An 18,050-nucleotide genomic window follows, 5' to 3' on the forward strand; every position below is an offset into this window, starting at 1 on the left:
CAAACAGTTAGATGGCTCGTCGCGTGACGAACAGTCTCAGGGTTTGCTCGGATCCAGCACTTTTACCGTGCGCCAGCGGAAGTTGTCGTTATCTGCCGGAATCCACTGCAGGCACCAGGGATTGATGCATTCCTGCCCCTCGGTTCCTGGTGCGACAGCCAGGAAACTTTCCTCGTCGTAGTGCTGTACCTCGGACCGCTGCCAGGTCATGCAGAATTTACAGCGGATTTCGCCAAAGCCTTTTTTCATCGCATGGTCCCACTGTTACTTATGCGGACACAACTGCCAGATATGAATGGCAAATAGCTTGGGTGTACACAAGTGTCATTGGGCTGGAAAGCAGGGGGCTTATTCATTCTTGATCAATTTTGATTCAAATGCACGGTGATAAAACCTGTGCAAGAAGGATACTCTTTAGTTAAGCAATCAATCGATTAAATGAAATTCTTTCAGCGCTGGCAGAAAATTCATATTCTCATGTTGCGCTCGAGTGAGTTTAATTAAAGCGAATCTCTGCAGCGGATTCAAGGTCTGCCATGTCTCATCTTTTAAATGCACATTTTTTTCCTGAGCCTTTTTTGCGATGGGGTCAGGAATTGCATCTTCCGATAACCAATATGGTGTGAGATCTATACCCATATTGATCACCGCTTCATCTGTTTTCTTAATCTCGTCGCTTAAATACGCCCGGTACTTATCAATATCCATGGGGAGCTCGGTCGGCAGCAACATCAGATTTTCGCGTATAGAACGATCGAGCTGATTCCAGGCTCGCAGGGAAAGTTTCATGCCGCATCGGTCCAGCTTGAAGCGAACGATCATCGGTATGCAGCAGAGCGCATCTATAAAATCTGACTCGAATTCAAATAGCAGGTGTGCGACCGGCGAATTTTCAACGGCCTGAGTACGGGATATTAATGATTTTTTCATGGCTGATTACTGATCCTGCATCGAATTTGTCTCTGTGAAAGAGTGTGTCTATCGTTGGGTGAAAAATGACATAACGGTGAGCAAGAAAAAATCGCCCGGCGAAAAATGGCATAACAAGAGACCAGGTTAAAGCGTTCGGTGAAAAATGACATAACGATGAGCATAAACCATTTCGGGCTGGCTTGGATATTTAGGGAGGGAATTTAGTACTTGGCCAGTTTCTGCAGGGCGTCCAGTTCTTTGACAGATGCAGCGTTCATGCGCTCTTCAAGCGCGATGTATCTATCCAGCAGCGCTTCCCCCAGTGGGGTTAATGATGTGCCGCCACCGCCTTTTCCACCAGAAATCGTTGCCACTACGGGCTCTCCGAATCCCTGATTAAGCGAATCGATCAATAACCAGGCACGTTTATACGGTATGCCCAAAGCCCTGCCTGCAGCAGAAATAGAGTGAGTTTCACGTATTTGTTGCAACAAATCGATCTTGCCTGGCCCTATGGATATTGAGTCGCCTATAGAGATGCGCGGACGGACGATGATCGCGGTTTTAGCGTTGGACATGTTATTGATGATGGGTAATCGGTATCTTGTCGCGTATTTTACGTTGGATACTTGAATGTAATAACGAAGTTCTTGAATCCGTATGGATTAACTCGCCGATCATGATAACTGGTGGGACAAACTTAGACGCAACCTGAGGGAGCAATCAACTGCATGGCTATAGGCCTGCAGCCGTAAGCTCTTCCCATTTTCAATGAAGGATAAACGCAGCCTGATCTACGTCACTGACGATATCTACTATTCAGGTGCTGGTACGCTGCGCCCGGCGTACGTCGGTCTGCGCGTGCGCTACTGATGTAGCCCGAACGCATGAAAAAAGGCGAGCCTGGTGCTCGCCTTTTTTACTCTGCCTTCATTCCGGTTTGATCAAGGCCCGGTTTTTCCCGACAAACAGGATGTGATCAGCGGCTATTCCTTGTTGTGCCAGCTCATTACGATCCACCACCACCAATTCATTGTGTGTGTTCTTGTTGAGTACGGCGTCTGGTTCGTAGTGCAAGGCATTGCGGGCATAGTAGTCGGATGAATACTCGGGACGTACCTTGTACGCGAGCTGCATGCCCGGTACGGCGGCACGGTGGAAGGCCTGTATCAAATCACGGTCGGAATTGGCGCTGGCTTTGCTGACGACATACGGGCCGCACATGACGGCTAGCAGTGCCAACAGCGCGATAGCAATACCGGTGCGGCTTTGAGTTTTGGTTGAGGTGTTTTCCAGCCAACGCGCCACCAGCACGCTGAAAGGCAAGGCAGCGGTCAGACCATAAGTCCAGATGATGTTGCGGCTGAAGGTGAAGAACAGCAGCGGCGCCAGTGTCGCACACCAGAGGAAGCGTTCGATAGCTAATGATTGCTTGGGCCGCTTACTGAAAAAGCGCAGCAATTCACTGACGAAGACCCCCAGCCACGGCAACATGCCTATGCTCCAGAAGATCCAGATCGCACCCATAGGTTGTTGCTGCGCGATGCCGTAGTGATCACCTTTCCAGCCGGGAACCAGGAAGCGCGAGAAGTGCTCGCCGATGATGAAATAATTCAGGAAGCCCGGGTTGGTGTACTCGGCTGCGATGTACCACGGCATGAAGATACCCAGCGCCAGCGCCACGCCACCCCAACTGAATACATGGCGGAACATTTGCCACGGACGGCGTTCCACTAATGCATACGCGATCAGCGGCAAACCTATCAATGCCCAGGTCGCCAGGCCCTTGCACAAGGCACCGAGTCCAATCATGCTCCAGAACGCGAGCCGCCATTTGAAGGCGTCATCACCAATACTATTCAGTGTGCGCCAGGCGAAGTAGAGCGCAGCAACGATGATCACCATTTGCAGTGCATCAGTCATGACTGCACCGGCACACAGGAAAAATAGCGGCGAAGCAGCCAGTACCGGTGCGACCAGCCAGCTGCGACGCAGCTTCATCTCTCGCGCAAAACCCATCGCAACGATGACAGCGAGCAAGGATGCCAGCAATGCCGGCAGGCGCGCGGCGAACTCATTGATGCCAAATATTTCCATCGAGATGGCACTGGCCCAGGTCGAGAGTGGTGGCTTGGCAAAGAAGGGCGTCTGTGGATCGATATGTGGCATTAGCCAGTAGCCATTGCTGACGGCTTGCCGTGCGATTTCACCGTAACGTGCTTCGGTCGTATCCGCCAGCGGCAGCAGCGCCATCAAGCCTATGCGGTAAGCCAGCAGCAGTAGTGCCGCGGCCAGCAAGTACCAGAGATAGGCGGGGACGTGGCGGGCGCGGGATGGATTTACTGCTGCAAGCGAAAACGGTTCAGGAAATGTTTGGGGATTCATGCTGTTCTCTGAGGGGAAAGGCGGTGCGTGTCGCGCTGCGTGAGCGTGGGTCGGCGACCATCTGTTTGATGCGTAGGGTGGCGAGCAAGCCCTGGCCATCATCGGGATTGCCCAGTTCTATGGTGGCGTCGTGCTGGGCGGCGATGGTTCTTGCGATGAAGAGGCCGAGGCCGCTACCGGAAACGCCGCTGCCTTCGCGTCGATAGAAGCGATCAAAGACACGTTCCCGGTCTGCGGCTGGTATGCCGGGGCCGTTATCGGAGACTTGCAGAAGTGCATAACCGTCAGCGCTGGATACACTGACATCAACGCGGCCATATGCCGGGGTATAGCGCACCGCATTGTCAACCAGGTTGCCGAGCAGGATGCGCAAGTTCTCTACATCACCATAGGCGTAGATAGCGTGGTCGCTGCCGTCGGCTGCTGCGATCACACCGAGGTCCACGTGCTTGTGTTCGGCCTGCGGTGCAAGGTCGGAAACCACGCCTGCAACCAGTAGTTGCAAGTTCACTTTCTGGTAACGTCGATCCGGCAAGCGTCCTTCATGCCGTGCCAGTGTCAACAGTTGTTGCACCAGGTGGCTAGCGCGGTTCAGGCGCTGATGCAATTTTCCCAGACCCGGCTGTAGTTCGGGATCCTGATTGTCGCGCTCGACGAGTTGCAGTTGCAGCTTGAGTGCAGCCAGCGGTGTACGCAATTCATGTGCGGCATCCGAGACGAAAGCACGCTGCGTCGTGCGCGCTTGCTCCAGGCGTGCCAGCAAGCCATTCAGGGCCAGCAGCATGGGCTGTAGTTCCGGCGGATAAACGCCATCGCTGATGCTCTCCAGTGTTTCCGGTGTACGCTGGTTGATGGAGGCTGCCAGGCGTCCTATCGGTTGCAGTGCGCGCCCGACGACGATCCAGATTAGCAGACCCAATAAGGGAATCAGTACGACGAATGGAATCAGCGAACGCAAAGCCATGGATGCGGCCATGCGATTGCGGATGGCGGTGGGTTGCGATACCTGAATGAAGCGGCCTTGGTCGAGCTGGCTATAGACGCGCCAGTTTTGCTGGTTCAGCCTGGTTTTGCTGAAGCCTATGGTGTTGACCCGGCGCAGCTGTATGGTTGGTGCCGATGTAAACAGTAGTTGATTATCCTTGTACCAGATCTGCAGCATGACTTCGTCTTCCGAGTCATCGCCCACCTGCAGCGTATGGCTGACTGATAGTTCGGTAGGGAAGGCGGTGGCAATCTGTTGCAACTGATAGTCGAACATTTCATTCATCTCATGCCGTACTTGTACATAGGTGGCAAAGCCGGCAAGCAAGGTGGCGGAGATCATTCCGCCAAACAGATACATGAGTAATTTGCGGCGTATGCTGATCATGCTGCCAGTCCCAGCTTGTAGCCTATGCCGCGTACGTTCTTGATGAAGTCCGTACCGAGCTTTTTACGCAAGCCGTGCACATAGACTTCGATCGCATTGCTGCCTATCTCTTCATTCCAGCCATACAAACGTTCTTCCAGTTGTGCGCGTGACATGACGCGTCCTGGCTGGTCTATCAGTGCCAGCAGCAGTGCAAACTCGCGCGCCGATAAATGCAGCGGTGCGCCTTTGTAGGTAATGGTGCGGGTCGCCGGATTGATGCTGAGGTCTGCGTAGGTGAGTTCCGGATTGCTGCGTCCGGCACGGCGCCTGATCAGCGCGCGCATGCGGGCGAACAATTCATCGAGGTCGAATGGTTTGACCAGGTAGTCGTCGGCGCCCGCATCGAGACCCTGTATGCGGACGCTGGTCGCATCGCGTGCCGACAGGATCAATACTGCGGCATCACCATGCTTGCGGCGATAATCATCCAGTACGCGGATGCCGTCTTTGCGCGGCAAACCGATATCGAGCAGGATCAGGTCGTAGCTGTGATTGCATAGCGCCAGGTCGGCTGCATGGCCGTCCTGTACCCAATCGACTGCGTAGTGTTCCTTGCGTAATCCTTCTTCCAGGCTCTCGCCTATCATCGTATCGTCTTCTACCAGTAGTACCCGCATGCTTGCTCCATTCATGGCAACACCGACCCTGTCGAGGTCAGCCTGAGCGAGCAGGCTAGCGCTACCGACGTTAAGAGCGGGTTAAGCATACGTCTGCTTGCCTGAAGGAAACTTGCTGGTAGTCGTGAGGTGTAAGCGCTGCTGGTCAAACAGCATGGTGACGCTGGTGACCCAGGCCAGCGAGAGCAAGAGACTGGCGGCGATGTCGGACGGATAGTGCAAGCCGAGATACATGCGGCATAGTCCAACCAGCAGCACAAATACGCTCGCTGCGGCCATGATGCTGCGCAGGTGACGCGACGCACGCAGCAGGAACACCAGAGCCAGCGCCAGTGTCATCGCCTGCATCGCATGGCCGCTCGGGAAGCTGAAGGTGGTTTCCGGCGCGGCCAGCGCCCACAAGGCCGGGCGATGACGTTCGACTACATGTTTGACGACCACATTCAGGATGGCGGAACCGCCGACGGCTACCAGCCAGAACATGACGGCATGCCATTGTCGTTTTAGTGCCAGCAGCGCCAGTACCAGCAGGCTGAGTGCGGTAACGGCGGCCGATACTTTCAGAGCAATGCTGTTCAGTAAAGGCGTTGCATACGCATGCAGTGCGAGCAGGAAGGATGAGTCGAAGGCGTAGCCGACGTCGTTCTTGATATCGATTGCAAGTGCACAGAACAGCAATACCGGCAGGAATACGCCGAGCAAGGGCATCACGCTCTTGATGGACAGCTTTTGCGTGCGCGCGGTGGCGACTAGGGATGTGTAAGGTGGCGCTTTATCAGTCTGGTTCATGCCTGCTTCCCGTTTTTAACTGGTACGGGAAGCAGATTAGGCGGCAATACTTAAGGACAACTTAAGGCGGTTTGCGCCCTGGTGAGGTGTAATCAGCGGTCGATTTTTCGTACCAGGGTATTGCTGGCGTTCAATTTGCGGCCGTTAGCCGAGCGCGCTTCCATTTTTGGTATGGCCTTGCCGCTTTGCTTTTCCAGCAACAGCGAACGCGGTTCATTTTTATCAAACAGATATTCCTCGCCCCATTGCCGCAGGCTGACGATGAGGGTGAAGAGTGCTTCGCCCTTGGCCGTCAGTACATAGTCCTGATACGCGCTGCCGTCCGTCGCCGGGACGGCTTCCAGTATTCCTTGCAGCTGTAGCTTGTGCAGCCTGTCCGACAGGATGTTTTTGGCGATGCCCAGGCCTTTTTGGAAATCACCAAAGCGACCCATGCCGTCAAAAGCATTGCGCACGATCAGCAGCGACCATCTGTCACCGATGACGTCGAGTGCACGGGCGACCGGGCAGGGTTCAGCTTGCAGGGTGATTTTGCCGGGCATGGTGTTGATCCTTGAGGATAAAAATATCTGGTTGCATTTTAAAACCATATTCGATATGCTTCAACTGGTTTTAATTTGAAACCAGATTGGAGTCGTCATGACTTGCCCGCAAGCATCCGCAGCAACCATAAATCCATGTGCCGTATCAGCCGCAGCTGCCAGTGTCCCAGGCTGGATGGTGTGGCTGTTCGCCGTCGCCTGCGGCTTGAGCGTGGCCAATGTCTATTACGCGCAACCCTTGCTGGATGCGCTGGCGACCGACTTCGGGCTGGCAACCGGCGTGATCGGCATCGTGGTCACCGTGACGCAGGCCGGCAGTGCGTTGGCCTTGCTGCTGCTGGTGCCGCTGGGCGATATGCTGAATCGTCGGCGCTTGCTGCTTACCCAGCTTGGGGCATTGGCATTGGCTTTAACGCTGGTTGCGGCTGCAGCGACACCTGCTTATTTATTGATAGGGATGCTGTTTGTCGGCATGCTGGGTACGGCGATGACGCAGGGCCTGATCGCTTATGCCGCGACGGTAGCGGCACCGGGCGAGCGCGGTCGCGTGGTCGGTACGACGCAGGCTGGCGTGCTGGTTGGTTTGCTGTCGGCGCGTGTGCTGGCGGGTGCTATTGCCGATATCTCCGGCTGGCGCATGGTGTATCTGGTTTCGGCCGGTCTGATGCTGATGCTGGCCGTGCTTTTATTGCGCGTGCTGCCGCGCCAGCAGACGCAGGCATCCGGTTTGTCTTACTTGCAATTGCTGGCGTCGATGGGGCAGCTGATGTGGCGCGAGCGTGTGTTGCAAGTGCGCGGCGTGATTGCGATGCTGATGTTTGCCGCGCTGAGTATCTTCTGGAGTGCGCTGGTGTTGCCGCTCAGCGCAGCGCCTTATCACTATTCAAAGACTGCGATAGGCGCGCTCGGCCTGATCGGTGTGCTGGGTGCACTGGCAGCGAGTCGCACCGGACGCTGGGCGGATCAGGGCTGGGGCCAAAGGACCAGTGCCGCTGCCCTGATCCTGTTAGTCCTGTCGTGGCTGCCACTGGCCTTGATGCAGCATGGCTGGATCTTCCTGATCGTCGGCATCATCGCGCTGGATCTGGCCGGACAGGCGATACATGTGACGAATCAAAGCATGATCTTTAATGTGCAGCAGGGATCGTCCAGTCGCCTGGTCGGTTGTTACATGCTGTTTTATGCAGCCGGTAGCGGCCTCGGTGCGATTGCCGCGACCCGGGCCTTTGCTTACGGCGGCTGGTCGGTGGTGTGTCTGCTGGGAGCTACTGTAAGCGGATCGGCCTTGCTGTTCTGGTGGCTCAGCCGCCCGTCATCAACTGAAAACAGTGCCTGAGAAACTCTCGCGTTGCAGCATGCGTGTGCGTAAAGCAGCTAGCGCCGGATACTTGCCTTGCCATTCGACTTCCGGCAAACGAAAGGCGATGTAGTCGAGTGCAACGGCGACGACTATATCTGCCAGTGTCAGTGAGCTGGATGCAGGCAAAGATGCAGCATACGCCGTATCCAGCGCAGGCAAGGTGCGTTCTATCGCCTGCAGGCGACGCTGGCCGAGCACGCTGTCATCGATTTCTTTGCCGTGATGTTTGCGCGTGATCATGGTGGTAAATGCGGCATCGATCAAACCTTGCGCCCAGCCTGTCAATTGCAGGATTTCGGCATAGCGATCGGCTGGCAGCAAGATGTCGCCGCTGCCGACGCGATCCAGATACAAAGCGATCAGCAGCGATTCGCTAATGCTCAGACCGTCATCGGTGACCAGTACCGGTATGCGTCGCACCGGATTGTGTTGTACCAGCTTGGCATCCTCATTCCACGGGTCGCTCCATATTAATAGCAGCTTGTCGGCGCAGCCTTTTTCCAGCGCGACGATACGCGCGATGCGGGCATAGGGTGAGGTGCGATTCAGCAGTAGTTCCATATCAGTTTCCGTTCTTGCAAAGTTTGATTGTAGTTGCGGGTTTGGTTTCAGATCTGGGTGTCAGCATCAGCAGGAGGCAGCCACTGGCCATGAACAGGCTGCCGATGGCAAACAGGGGCAGGTAAGTGCCGAGTACGCCATAAAGCGCAGACATGCCGTAAGCAGACAAAGCTTGCGCGCTGGAAAAGGATACTGCGCCTATACCCCAGACCCGTTTATACGCTGCTGGTCCGACCAGTTCCATCACACGCCCCGAGGTCAGCGTCACCAGTCCGGTCACCATAGTGCCGACGATGAGTGAGGAGGCTGAGCGCCAAAATAGCGTGATCGACAGCAGTGGAATCGCAATTGCCGCTGCCTTGATAAAGAATCCCAAAGCCAGGCTGCGGTGCCAGCCGAAACGCTTGCCGAGGTAACCGGCAAGCAGCGGGCCGATGATTGCCCCTATGCCGAACAGCAACCACTGCATCGACGCAGCATCAGTGCCCAGTGATTTTTCGCGATCGAGGAAGTCGACCCAGAACACGGTGTGTGGGATGAAGCCGATTGCGTCCAGACCATAGGCCAGTACTACCAGCAGTGCGGCAAGGCTGAGTGCCGGCACCGGCTGCGCCACCTCTGACTGGACTGGTACAGATGCTTTATGTATGGCGATGCGACGCATGCCCCAGTCAGCCAGCAAGCCTGCACCTATAGCCAGCAGGCCGAGTACCAGCCAGGCCGCGCTCAGGTTCAGGCGCAACAGCATGGGGATCATGCTGGCCGACAGGATGGCACCCATGCCGATGCCGGTGAACACGAAAGAGGCGACTGCGCTCCGGCGCTCCGGCGGTATCGCGGTCAATGCCACCGACGGCCCGATCACCATCAATAAACCACCAGCCAGTCCCGAGATAAAGCGCCAGACGAAGAACCAGCTAAATACCTCAGGCAATGCACACAGGATGAAGCTGAGTGCGATAGCGACAAAGGACAGGCCGAGGAGTTTGCGCGTGTCAAAACGTTCCGGCAGACGCACCGCCAGCAAGGCTCCCAGCAGATAGCCGAGCAGGTTGGCAGCGCCGAGGTACACCGCCTGCGAACTGTGGAACCAGCCTTCATGGATGACAGCTGGCAACAATGGCGTGTAGGCGAGACGTGCCAGGCCGATGGCAGCCAGGGTGGCTGTGGTACCGACGGCGATGGCGGGTAAGTCGCTCCGTGAAGGCATATGGTTTCCTGTGGCGCAAGAGTGCTTCTTATGGATACATCATAGGCTGGGCTGGCTAACACTACAAACGATTAGTAATGATATGCTGTATCACGTTTAGAGATGTATTCCGGAGTCGAATCATGGACCTGAAGTCGCTGCGTTTATTCCTGGCAGTAGCCGAAACAGGCAGCTTTGTGGCGGCTGCCGAGCGTCATCACACGGTGCAGTCGAATGTGACCGCGCATATCAAAAAGCTGGAAGATGAAGTAGGCGCACAATTAATAGAACGCGGCGCACGTGCTCGTCCGAGTTCGGCAGGTTTTACACTGATGGCCTATGCCGAACGCCTGATACAGACCCACGACGAAGCGCTGGCCTTGTTCAAGGGCGATAAGGTGAGCGGCAGCCTGCGGGTAGGCGCAATGGAAACCACAACCGCGCTGCGTCTGCCACCCATGCTGACGCAATTCCACGCCGACCATCCCGAGGTTGACCTGAAGCTGACCACCGGGCCGACTGCCAAACTCGTGGCTGGCTTGAATGAAGGGCGTTTCGATTGCGTCTTTATCGCGGGCAAGCTGGAAAGCCCGCGTCTGTATCAATACAAAGCTTATAGAGAAGAGCTGGTGCTGGTGTCTGCGTCACCGATGAAGAGCATGCCGTCGGCCGAGACATTACGGGCGTCAACGTTCCTGGTATTCGGCCAGGGCTGCAGTTACCGCCAGCGCGTCGATCTGCTGCTGGCCGACAGCGGCGTGTTTTCATCGCGCATGGTCGATTTCGGTTCGCTTGATGCGATCCTGGGTTGTGTCGGTGCCGGTATGGGCTATGCGTTGATGCCCAAGGTGGTGTTCGATGCGCACAAACACCGCTTCCCGATTTACAGCCTGAAACTGCCACCGAGACTGGGGGCAGTGGATACCTATTTCGTCGCGGCCGACAGCAGCGGCTGGACGCCTGCCTTGACTTCGTTTGCCGAGGCATTGCGTGCTTCGGTCATGACTAAGCAGCTTGAAGGAAAAATTGCAGTGCTGTAATGTGGGACTATCGCTGTTGTTCTGATCGTCGGTCTACGTATCGAAAGGAAGCAGATGATTAGCCTGGACGTGCTGGAAACGCTGGTTGCAGCATCGCTGGTACTGTTATTGGGACGCAAGCTGGTCGCGTCTTCTTCTTTCCTCAAAGCCTATAGCATCCCCGAGCCGGTAGTCGGCGGCCTGCTGGTCGCCTTGCTGTTGTTTGCGCTGCGTGGCGTGTCGGATACGCAAGTGAGGTTCGACGGCAGCCTGCAAGGGCCGCTGATGCTGACTTTCTTTGCCACCATAGGCCTGAATGCGAATCTGGCCAGCCTGAAAGCGGGCGGGCGGACCCTGGCTTTATTCCTCGTTGTCGTACTGGGCTTGCTGGTCGCGCAAAACATCATAGGCATCAGCATGGCGAAGCTGATGGGGCTGGATCCGCTCATCGGTTTGCTCGGCGCCTCGATTTCCTTATCCGGCGGACATGGTACCGGTGCGGCCTGGGGCAAGGTATTTGCAGAGCGGCATGGCCTGGCGGCAGCGACCGAGATCGCGATTGCCTGCGCCACTTTCGGTTTGATTCTGGGCGGCCTGGTAGGCGGTCCGGTGGCGGGATTTCTGGTAAAACGCTTCAAACTGCAATCAAGCGAAACAGAGCAGGATAGCGAAAACACGATACAGCAGAGCTTTGAGAAACCCAAAGCGGTGCAACTGATTACACCGCAGGCTTTCATAGAAGCGCTCGCATTAATAGCGATCAGTCTTTCAGCGGGTACCGTGCTTGCAAATCAATTGAACGGCACCGCATTTGAATTGCCGACCTTTGTGTGCGTATTGTTTGTCGGTGTGGTGCTCAGCAATGGCTTGTCAGCACTGGTCGGTTACAAGATTTTTGAGCGCGCAATCCAGCTGCTGGGCAATGTCAGCCTGTCGTTATTTCTCGCAATGGCGCTGATGAGTTTGCGTTTGTGGGATCTGGCGTCGCTGGCTCTGCCTGTCCTGCTGATACTGGCCGTGCAGGCGGTAGCGATGGCAGCGTACGCCGCATTCGTCACTTTCCGGGTGATGGGTTCGAACTATGACGCCGCGGTGCTGGCAGCAGGGCACTGCGGTTTTGGGCTGGGCGCGACACCGACTGCGATTGCCAATATGCAGGCGGTGACTGAGCGCTTCGGGCCGTCACATGTAGCTTTCCTGGTGGTACCTATGGTCAGCGCATTCTTCATCGATATCGCGAATGCGCTGGTGATCAAGCTATTCCTGGCGCTGCCTATTTATAACTAGCAACCGCAGTAAGGCTATCAGGCAACCAGTTTCTTGAGTGTTGCGAGTACGGCGTCACCTTTGAACGGTTTGACGATCCAGCCCTTGATGCCGGCGGCCTTGCCGCGTTCTTTCATCATCGGCGAATTTTCCGTGGTCAGCATGATGATGTTAACGCCGCTGTTGCCGAGTTCACTGCGGATTTTTTCGGCCATGGTCAAGCCATCCATATTCGGCATGTTCACATCTGAAATCACCAGCTTGATCGCGCTGTCGCCTTTCAGTTTGGCGAGGCCGTCGCGGCCATCAACGGCGAGAACGACATCAAGGTCATTTTTCTTCAGGAAATCGCCCACTTCGTTACGGACGGTGGCGGAATCATCGACTACCAGTATTTGTGCCATGTTTTTCTTCTCAAGTAATTTCTAAAATAATAGGTTTAAAACAGTTCAAGCTCGCCGGTACTGGCGCTTGCTTCATCTTCTGCAACTTCAAAATCCAGATCGTCATAAGCACTGACGCACAGACTGACGTGGAACAGGGGGCTGCCATCCACATCAACCGCGAAGTGCTGGATGTGGCTGCAATTGAGCATTTCGATATACGACAGGCAGTGACCGTCGAGGAAGTTCGGCGTGGACATGCCGATGTGCGGGAAGTAGCTGCCGAGCTCGCGGTTCAGGATGCCGCAGAACAGGTTGCCGTATTCGGCAATGGCGTCCAGAAAGGTTTGCTTGTCGTCGCCGCCTTCACTTGTTTCATGCATGCCTGCCATATACGATTTGGTGGGTGCATCCTGTTTGAAATGGATCATCACCATCAGTCGGAACAGATAGGACGAAACAGTCAGCACAACGGCCTCCTGCTCGACCAGGCCGGCGACGTCGGAAGTGATGCCGATTTCGCTGTGCTCCAGTGCGGACGGAAGACTGGCCTTCAGTGAACGTATGAGTAAGAGGTCGAAACCTTCCTGGGCGTTTGGGCTGATCATGATGCTTAGACGGTGAGTGCTTCTTTGGTTTTATCGTTGACCAGATTCAGGCCGATGACCGCACCGACGATCATCTTGCCGCCTGCCTGCAAGTCCTGGAAGGTGGTGGTCGTGATCAGGTCGCTTTCATGCAGATTGCTGCGATAGCTCTTCGACAGTTTTTCTGCACGTTGTGCCAGTGAACGCACTTCGGAGGCGACCACAGCGAAGCCGCGGCCATGTTCGCCTGCGCGAGCTGCTTCTATCGATGCATTCAGCGCGACGATGATGACTTGATTGACGATGAGGGCGAACTCGTCATTCTTCACACGCATCTCGCGGTTGTGCTTGATCAGCACGCCCATGTCGTCGTGCCAGCGTTCAAAGGTTTTGATCAGTCCCATCAGACGCGCGATGGTATCGGCGGCACGTTCGCAGTTCTCCACTGCGGCTGCATTGCTGTCGGCATTGCGTTCGGACAGGCTCTGTATCAGTTGCTCATGCTCTTCCTGCAATTGCGACAGCTGATCCTGATTCATGAGTTTTTCCTGTTCCAGCAGGATTGCATGTTGTTCCATCTTTTGCTGCATGTCGCGCATGACGTTTTGCAAGTCCTGCTCCAGTGTCTGCGCTTGTGCGATGTCGACCATGCCGGTCAGACGTTGTTGCAGCTTGCGGACGCGTAGTTGCTGCAACAGGCCGCACAGCAGGAATCCGACCACGAAGAAAATAATAGAGTTAAGCATGATGAATGTGATTCTCTGTTCAGTAGACCATGAATGATGTTGCTTACGCGACGCGGCTTTCGTCCTGTGCATCCTTGCTATTGCTGTGCTCGGACAGCGGTGCTTGCAGCAATTCCTGCAGCAGCGTGTCATCCGCTTCATCCGCCTTCACGCCAAAGGCGGCAGGCAGGGCAACGATGATGTGGAACTGGCGGAAGTCAGCGCCGACGGCTTCATCGTCAAAGCGGATATCGATGGTGCCGTTTTCGCGGGTGACGAATGCCAACACTGCATCCATGCCGACGCCACGACCGGAGACTTCGCTGACTTTATCGGCGGTCGAGAAACCTGCCTGCAGGATCAGACGCGCTGCAGCCAGGTCATCCAGTTGTTCTGGCGCTTCATGCAAACCTTTTTGCTGTGCGATCTGGCGTATCCGTTTCAATGCCAGGCCACGACCATCGTCGCGCAGGCTGATGTTCAGCATGTGCTCGTCCATGTCCATGTGCAGACTGATCTTGCCGGCTTCGGCTTTGCCTTGTGCGACGCGTACTTCCGTTGTTTCTATGCCGTGATCCATGGCGTTGCGGATCAAATGCATGAAGACGTCCTTGAGCAGGGCGCTGATCTGGTTATGCACGACATAACCGCCATCCTTGATGTCGATGACTGGTGCTTGCTTGCCGAGTTCCTGTGCCAGCGCCGGCATCGAGGCGATCACGCCGGACAGTGTTTCATCCAGACGTTCGGTGCCGAGCAGGCGCAGGGTGCGACGCACTGCATTGCGCACGGCAACCAGTTCATGCAGGTTGGCGGTGTTGACGTTTTCCAGGCGGTGCAGGCTTTCCTGGATGTGTTTTTTATCGATCATCAGATAGCTGTCGACCTTGCCGCCACGGCCCGGGCCTTGACGGCTCAGGCTGACTTCATTGATGCGTGCATAACGTTCGACTGCAGCACGTACGCCAGCCAGTTCATCCAGCAGCAATTCCTGGTTCCACACACGGCCGCTGTCCGCCTTGCGCAATTCGTCGTAGTGTTGTTCCGCTTCGTGCACGACGTCGGCCAGATGCAGCAAGCCATAGGTACGGCCATTGCCCTTGATGGTGTGCATATTGCGGAACAGTTTGGCGATGGTGAATTCGCCGGTGTCAGTGCTGTGACGGATGATCAGTTCGTTTTCATCGATGAACTTCAGCGAGCTGACGATGAAGTCATGGAATTTATCCTGGCTGACGGCGAGGATTTCACCGATGATTTCGAGTTCACGTTTTTGTTCATTGGCTTCTGCCGCCAGTTGACGCAGTTCCGTCACGTCGCGTACGCACAGCATGAGGCGAACTATCATGTCGTTTTCATCGACGATAGGCGACCAGCTCAGATCCAGCACCTTGATGCGGCCATCGGCCATGCGTTTTTCAATTTCACCCACCATCAGATGCTGGTTGAATTCAAAGTTCATCAGGTCTTCACCTATGCAGGCGCCGCCGATTGCTTCCATTTGCGCCAGTGCATCGGCACCGAGATTGGTATCGGAAAACACAAAGTCCATGATGTCGCGACCGACGATGTCTTTGGTTTCAAACACGGTTTCCAGATACGCCGAGTATTCGGGATGGATTTTGTTGCCATCGACGATGGTCAGAATGCCTTGCGGAATATTTTGCAGCATGGTCTGGATGTCGGCCGTTTTCTGGCGCACCAGTGCTGATGCTTCTTCGATTTTCTCCAGCATGCCGTTAAAGGCCTTGATCGAATGACCGACTTCATCCATGCGATGGATAGGGACGCGGCGCGTAAAGTCCTGACTGGCGGCGATCTCGCTCATCATTTTTTGCATACGGCTGATCGGGCCGGTAATCTGGCGATACAGCAGGAAGCCGATGGTCGCCAGGAAGATCACGGCGAGGATGGTGACGACTGTAATTGCCGTGGTAGTTGTTGCGAGGTTTTCGTTCAACGCGGCGATAGCGACGTCCTTGCTGCGGTTTTTCTCTATGCGCAGGGTGTCGATGATTTGCTCCAGTTCCTGCTGGAACTGGACTACGTTGCCGAACAGCGATGCCTTGGCGATTTCTTCCTTGCCTGCCAGCTTGAGTTGCATGGTGCTGTCTATCGCATCGAAGTAATTGACCAGGCTTTCTTGCGCCTGCTCGACCAGGCCGCGTTGTGCCTGGCTGTCGACTTGCGCCAATTGCTTGTCCAGCGCTTTTTCGAGGATGGCTTTCTTGCCGCCCAGTTTTTCATTGTTCTGTATTGCGATCTGCGCATCCGGCTCGGACACGATGGCCATCGCCGACAGCTGTACTTCTTTCAGCTGCGCTACCAGATCCGATGAAGCGAGCGTGCTTGGTACCACGCCTTCAGTAACAGACTTCACCTCGACAGCGCTGCCGCGTGACTGGAAGACCGCGTAGCCACCGATCAGCGAAATGGCGATGAAGGTCAGTATGACGAGGAGGGTGATGCGCAGGCGTATGGTCATGGCAGAGGGTCTTCCATTGGATGGTGGGCAAATGCCGCAGGCGGAGCGCGTGGCGTAAGACCGTTGGGACTTGCTTGAAGATGTTTCCGTACGGCATTGTTGCACCGGCGCATGACAGGCTTATGACAAGGAATCATCTGTTAACAAGCGCGCCAGGAATTGAAATCCACGCGAATTTGAGAGCGGGCGGCGACAAAATAGGCGGTCGGCAGCAAACAATTTTTATATATCGTACAATTACGATATTAAATTCTGAGGAAGGCGATATTCGTTTCGCCTTTTAACGAAAAGTACTGAACAGAGACATAAGGACAGATGAAGATCATGGACATAGATGCTATTCACAAAGCGCTGGCTAACCCGGTACGCAGGCAAATCCTGCAGTGGCTGAAATCGCCTGAAGAGTATTTTGCAGAGCAGGAGCACCCGCTGGATTTCGGTGTTTGCTGCGGCATGATCGACAAGCGCAGCGGCTTGTCCCAATCCACCATTTCTGCCCACTTGGCGACCTTGCAGGCAGCGGAACTCATTACTCCGCGTCGTGTTGGTCAGTGGGTGTTTTTCAAACGCAATGAAGCCACGATCCAGGCCTTTCTGGATTCGATACACGGCGATTTGTAATCCCATATTCAGAAAGGCTGTATGCCCTTAGCTTTAGTCATCCTGGCGCTTAGCGCCTTTGCCATCGGTACCACGGAGTTCGTCATCATGGGCTTGCTGCCCGACGTGGCACGCAGTTTGTCGGTATCCATACCCAGCGCTGGCTGGCTGATCAGCGGTTATGCATTGGGCGTCGCAATCGGCGCTCCCATCATGGCGGTGGCGACGGCGTCCTTGCCGCGCAAACGCGCCTTACTCTTATTGATGGGTATTTTCATTGTCGGTAATGTCTTGTGTGCGGTTGCGACCAATTACAACTTCCTGATGGTGGCGCGCATTATCACTGCGCTGTGTCACGGCGCTTTCTTTGGCATAGGCTCCGTCGTCGCGGCCAGCCTGGTACCGGAAAATCGCAAGGCTTCAGCAGTTGCATTGATGTTTACCGGCCTGACGCTGGCAAACGTATTGGGTGTACCTCTGGGTACCGCACTGGGTCAGGTCGCCGGCTGGCAAATGCCGTTCTGGGCCGTGGCAGTACTGGGGGTTCTTTCGCTGATCGGTTTGTGGCGCGTGATGCCGGTGAACCGGCATGAAGAAAAAACCGATTTGCGTGCCGAGATAGGTCAATTGCGCAATGCCGGATTGTGGGCGGCGCTGGCAACCACCATGCTGTTCTCCGCTGCGACCTTTGCCTTGTTTACATATGTCGCGCCGCTGCTGGAAGACGTCACCCATCTGTCGCCGCGTGGCGTGACCTGGACGCTGTTCCTGATTGGTGTCGGCCTGACGGTCGGTAACTATATCGGTGGTCGTCTCGCCGACTGGCGTCTGGGCACTGCACTGACTGGCATCTTCCTGGCGCTGGCTGTGGTCAGCTCCATCGTGCGCTGGACCAGCCCTGATTTAATTTCGGTAGAAATCAATTTATTCCTGTGGGCGATGGTGTCGTTTGCCGCTGTGCCAGGTTTGCAGGTCAACGTGATGATCTTTGGCAAAGCGGCACCGAATCTGGTGGCGACGCTGAATATCGGCGCGTTCAATGTTGGTAATGCGCTGGGCGCGTGGGTCGGTGGCTCCGTGATCAGTGCCGGTTTTGGTTTGCAGGCAGTACCGTTGGCAGCAGGCGTGCTTGCGCTGACCGCAGTGCTGGCTATGCGCGTATCAATGCGCCTGGCTGGTGAAGACGCGACAGCACCTGCTGTTGCAGTAGCTTAAT

At 55.5% G+C, this 18,050-nt stretch carries 19 protein-coding genes; 5 read left to right on the forward strand and 14 right to left on the reverse strand.

The window, feature by feature from the left end; translation table 11 throughout:
• Positions 1-36 precede the first annotated feature (36 nt).
• The 8 genes from DBR37_RS08495 to DBR37_RS08530 all read right to left on the reverse strand — a co-directional run bounded on the left by DBR37_RS08495 (position 37) and on the right by DBR37_RS08530 (position 6,659).
• Entirely contained in the window at positions 37-249 is a 213-nt protein-coding gene (locus tag DBR37_RS08495) for a hypothetical protein (RefSeq protein ID WP_124573995.1), read from the reverse strand.
• A gap of 177 nt (positions 250-426) precedes the next feature.
• Positions 427-930: a nitrate reductase associated protein gene (locus DBR37_RS08500; RefSeq protein WP_124573996.1), complete on the reverse strand. Its 504-nt coding sequence runs from the start codon at positions 928-930 to the stop codon at positions 427-429.
• Between the two features lie 203 nt (positions 931-1,133).
• Positions 1,134-1,490: a winged helix-turn-helix domain-containing protein gene (locus DBR37_RS08505; protein WP_124573997.1), complete on the reverse strand. Its 357-nt coding sequence runs from the start codon at positions 1,488-1,490 to the stop codon at positions 1,134-1,136.
• Between the two features lie 352 nt (positions 1,491-1,842).
• Positions 1,843-3,297: a glycosyltransferase family 39 protein gene (locus DBR37_RS08510; RefSeq protein ID WP_158610239.1), complete on the reverse strand. Its 1,455-nt coding sequence runs from the start codon at positions 3,295-3,297 to the stop codon at positions 1,843-1,845.
• On the reverse strand, positions 3,275-4,669 hold the full coding sequence (locus DBR37_RS08515) for an ATP-binding protein (RefSeq protein WP_124573999.1): 1,395 nt from the start codon (positions 4,667-4,669) through the stop codon (positions 3,275-3,277). Before DBR37_RS08515 ends, DBR37_RS08510 begins: the two co-directional genes overlap by 23 nt.
• Positions 4,666-5,328: a response regulator transcription factor gene (locus DBR37_RS08520; protein WP_124574209.1), complete on the reverse strand. Its 663-nt coding sequence runs from the start codon at positions 5,326-5,328 to the stop codon at positions 4,666-4,668. Before DBR37_RS08520 ends, DBR37_RS08515 begins: the two co-directional genes overlap by 4 nt.
• Positions 5,329-5,409: 81 nt before the next feature.
• Positions 5,410-6,117, reverse strand: coding sequence for a phosphatase PAP2 family protein (locus tag DBR37_RS08525; protein WP_124574000.1), 708 nt, complete (start codon positions 6,115-6,117; stop codon positions 5,410-5,412).
• A 92-nt stretch (positions 6,118-6,209) separates the two neighbouring features.
• A complete protein-coding gene (locus DBR37_RS08530; RefSeq protein ID WP_233588315.1) occupies positions 6,210-6,659 on the reverse strand; it encodes a helix-turn-helix domain-containing protein in 450 nt (149 codons plus the stop codon).
• Positions 6,660-6,756: 97 nt separating this feature from the next.
• On the opposite strand from DBR37_RS08530, the gene DBR37_RS08535 reads away from it, so the two are divergent.
• The gene (locus DBR37_RS08535; protein ID WP_124574002.1) at positions 6,757-7,995 is read left to right on the forward strand and encodes an MFS transporter; all 1,239 of its coding nucleotides are present in this window, start codon (positions 6,757-6,759) and stop codon (positions 7,993-7,995) included.
• On the opposite strand, the gene DBR37_RS08540 is transcribed toward DBR37_RS08535, so the two are convergent.
• Together DBR37_RS08540 and DBR37_RS08545 are read right to left on the reverse strand one after the other, a co-directional pair.
• Positions 7,975-8,580, reverse strand: coding sequence for a glutathione S-transferase N-terminal domain-containing protein (locus DBR37_RS08540; protein ID WP_124574003.1), 606 nt, complete (start codon positions 8,578-8,580; stop codon positions 7,975-7,977). The two genes, DBR37_RS08535 and DBR37_RS08540, sit on opposite strands and share 21 nt — an antisense overlap.
• A gap of 1 nt (position 8,581) precedes the next feature.
• Positions 8,582-9,790, reverse strand: a complete 1,209-nt coding sequence (locus DBR37_RS08545) for a YbfB/YjiJ family MFS transporter (protein ID WP_124574004.1) — start codon at positions 9,788-9,790, stop codon at positions 8,582-8,584.
• Between the two features lie 122 nt (positions 9,791-9,912).
• Between DBR37_RS08545 and DBR37_RS08550 the strand changes: the two genes are divergently transcribed.
• On the forward strand, positions 9,913-10,809 hold the full coding sequence (locus DBR37_RS08550; protein WP_124574005.1) for a LysR substrate-binding domain-containing protein: 897 nt from the start codon (positions 9,913-9,915) through the stop codon (positions 10,807-10,809).
• Positions 10,810-10,863: 54 nt separating this feature from the next.
• Positions 10,864-12,075, forward strand: a complete 1,212-nt coding sequence (gltS, locus tag DBR37_RS08555; protein WP_124574006.1) for a sodium/glutamate symporter — start codon at positions 10,864-10,866, stop codon at positions 12,073-12,075.
• Between the two features lie 17 nt (positions 12,076-12,092).
• Here gltS and DBR37_RS08560 read toward each other — a convergent pair whose 3' ends face one another.
• From DBR37_RS08560 to DBR37_RS08575, 4 genes are read right to left on the reverse strand one after another with little or no spacing between them, the layout of a single operon-like run.
• Positions 12,093-12,458 carry a response regulator gene (locus DBR37_RS08560; RefSeq protein ID WP_124574007.1) on the reverse strand — a complete coding sequence of 122 codons (366 nt, stop codon included), beginning with the start codon at positions 12,456-12,458 and terminating at the stop codon, positions 12,093-12,095.
• Positions 12,459-12,493: 35 nt separating this feature from the next.
• Entirely contained in the window at positions 12,494-13,045 is a 552-nt protein-coding gene (locus tag DBR37_RS08565) for a hypothetical protein (protein ID WP_124574008.1), read from the reverse strand.
• A 5-nt stretch (positions 13,046-13,050) separates the two neighbouring features.
• Positions 13,051-13,770, reverse strand: a complete 720-nt coding sequence (locus DBR37_RS17370; protein ID WP_124574009.1) for a methyl-accepting chemotaxis protein — start codon at positions 13,768-13,770, stop codon at positions 13,051-13,053.
• A 43-nt stretch (positions 13,771-13,813) separates the two neighbouring features.
• Positions 13,814-16,234, reverse strand: a complete 2,421-nt coding sequence (locus tag DBR37_RS08575; protein WP_124574010.1) for a HAMP domain-containing protein — start codon at positions 16,232-16,234, stop codon at positions 13,814-13,816.
• A gap of 324 nt (positions 16,235-16,558) precedes the next feature.
• Here DBR37_RS08575 and DBR37_RS08580 point away from each other — a divergent pair, with 324 nt between their 5' ends.
• Positions 16,559-16,855 carry a helix-turn-helix transcriptional regulator gene (locus tag DBR37_RS08580; protein WP_124574210.1) on the forward strand — a complete coding sequence of 99 codons (297 nt, stop codon included), beginning with the start codon at positions 16,559-16,561 and terminating at the stop codon, positions 16,853-16,855.
• Positions 16,856-16,876: 21 nt separating this feature from the next.
• Positions 16,877-18,049, forward strand: coding sequence for an MFS transporter (locus tag DBR37_RS08585; protein ID WP_124574011.1), 1,173 nt, complete (start codon positions 16,877-16,879; stop codon positions 18,047-18,049).
• Position 18,050: the final 1 nt, after the last annotated feature.

The organism is Herminiimonas sp. KBW02 (assembly GCF_003852535.1).
Taxonomy (GTDB): domain Bacteria; phylum Pseudomonadota; class Gammaproteobacteria; order Burkholderiales; family Burkholderiaceae_D; genus Oxalicibacterium.

What these genes read in the sequence shown, in the direction of transcription:
- DBR37_RS08495 (WP_124573995.1), bottom strand. Translation starts at nt 249, where the DNA reads ATGAAAAAAGGCTTTGGCGAAATCCGCTGTAAATTCTGCATGACCTGG.
- DBR37_RS08500 (WP_124573996.1), bottom strand. Translation starts at nt 930, where the DNA reads ATGAAAAAATCATTAATATCCCGTACTCAGGCCGTTGAAAATTCGCCG.
- DBR37_RS08505 (WP_124573997.1), bottom strand. Translation starts at nt 1,490, where the DNA reads ATGTCCAACGCTAAAACCGCGATCATCGTCCGTCCGCGCATCTCTATA.
- DBR37_RS08510 (WP_158610239.1), bottom strand. Translation starts at nt 3,297, where the DNA reads ATGAATCCCCAAACATTTCCTGAACCGTTTTCGCTTGCAGCAGTAAAT.
- DBR37_RS08515 (WP_124573999.1), bottom strand. Translation starts at nt 4,669, where the DNA reads ATGATCAGCATACGCCGCAAATTACTCATGTATCTGTTTGGCGGAATG.
- DBR37_RS08520 (WP_124574209.1), bottom strand. Translation starts at nt 5,328, where the DNA reads ATGCGGGTACTACTGGTAGAAGACGATACGATGATAGGCGAGAGCCTG.
- DBR37_RS08525 (WP_124574000.1), bottom strand. Translation starts at nt 6,117, where the DNA reads ATGAACCAGACTGATAAAGCGCCACCTTACACATCCCTAGTCGCCACC.
- DBR37_RS08530 (WP_233588315.1), bottom strand. Translation starts at nt 6,659, where the DNA reads ATGCCCGGCAAAATCACCCTGCAAGCTGAACCCTGCCCGGTCGCCCGT.
- DBR37_RS08535 (WP_124574002.1), top strand. Translation starts at nt 6,757, where the DNA reads ATGACTTGCCCGCAAGCATCCGCAGCAACCATAAATCCATGTGCCGTA.
- DBR37_RS08540 (WP_124574003.1), bottom strand. Translation starts at nt 8,580, where the DNA reads ATGGAACTACTGCTGAATCGCACCTCACCCTATGCCCGCATCGCGCGT.
- DBR37_RS08545 (WP_124574004.1), bottom strand. Translation starts at nt 9,790, where the DNA reads ATGCCTTCACGGAGCGACTTACCCGCCATCGCCGTCGGTACCACAGCC.
- DBR37_RS08550 (WP_124574005.1), top strand. Translation starts at nt 9,913, where the DNA reads ATGGACCTGAAGTCGCTGCGTTTATTCCTGGCAGTAGCCGAAACAGGC.
- gltS (WP_124574006.1), top strand. Translation starts at nt 10,864, where the DNA reads ATGATTAGCCTGGACGTGCTGGAAACGCTGGTTGCAGCATCGCTGGTA.
- DBR37_RS08560 (WP_124574007.1), bottom strand. Translation starts at nt 12,458, where the DNA reads ATGGCACAAATACTGGTAGTCGATGATTCCGCCACCGTCCGTAACGAA.
- DBR37_RS08565 (WP_124574008.1), bottom strand. Translation starts at nt 13,045, where the DNA reads ATGATCAGCCCAAACGCCCAGGAAGGTTTCGACCTCTTACTCATACGT.
- DBR37_RS17370 (WP_124574009.1), bottom strand. Translation starts at nt 13,770, where the DNA reads ATGCTTAACTCTATTATTTTCTTCGTGGTCGGATTCCTGCTGTGCGGC.
- DBR37_RS08575 (WP_124574010.1), bottom strand. Translation starts at nt 16,234, where the DNA reads ATGACCATACGCCTGCGCATCACCCTCCTCGTCATACTGACCTTCATC.
- DBR37_RS08580 (WP_124574210.1), top strand. Translation starts at nt 16,559, where the DNA reads ATGGACATAGATGCTATTCACAAAGCGCTGGCTAACCCGGTACGCAGG.
- DBR37_RS08585 (WP_124574011.1), top strand. Translation starts at nt 16,877, where the DNA reads ATGCCCTTAGCTTTAGTCATCCTGGCGCTTAGCGCCTTTGCCATCGGT.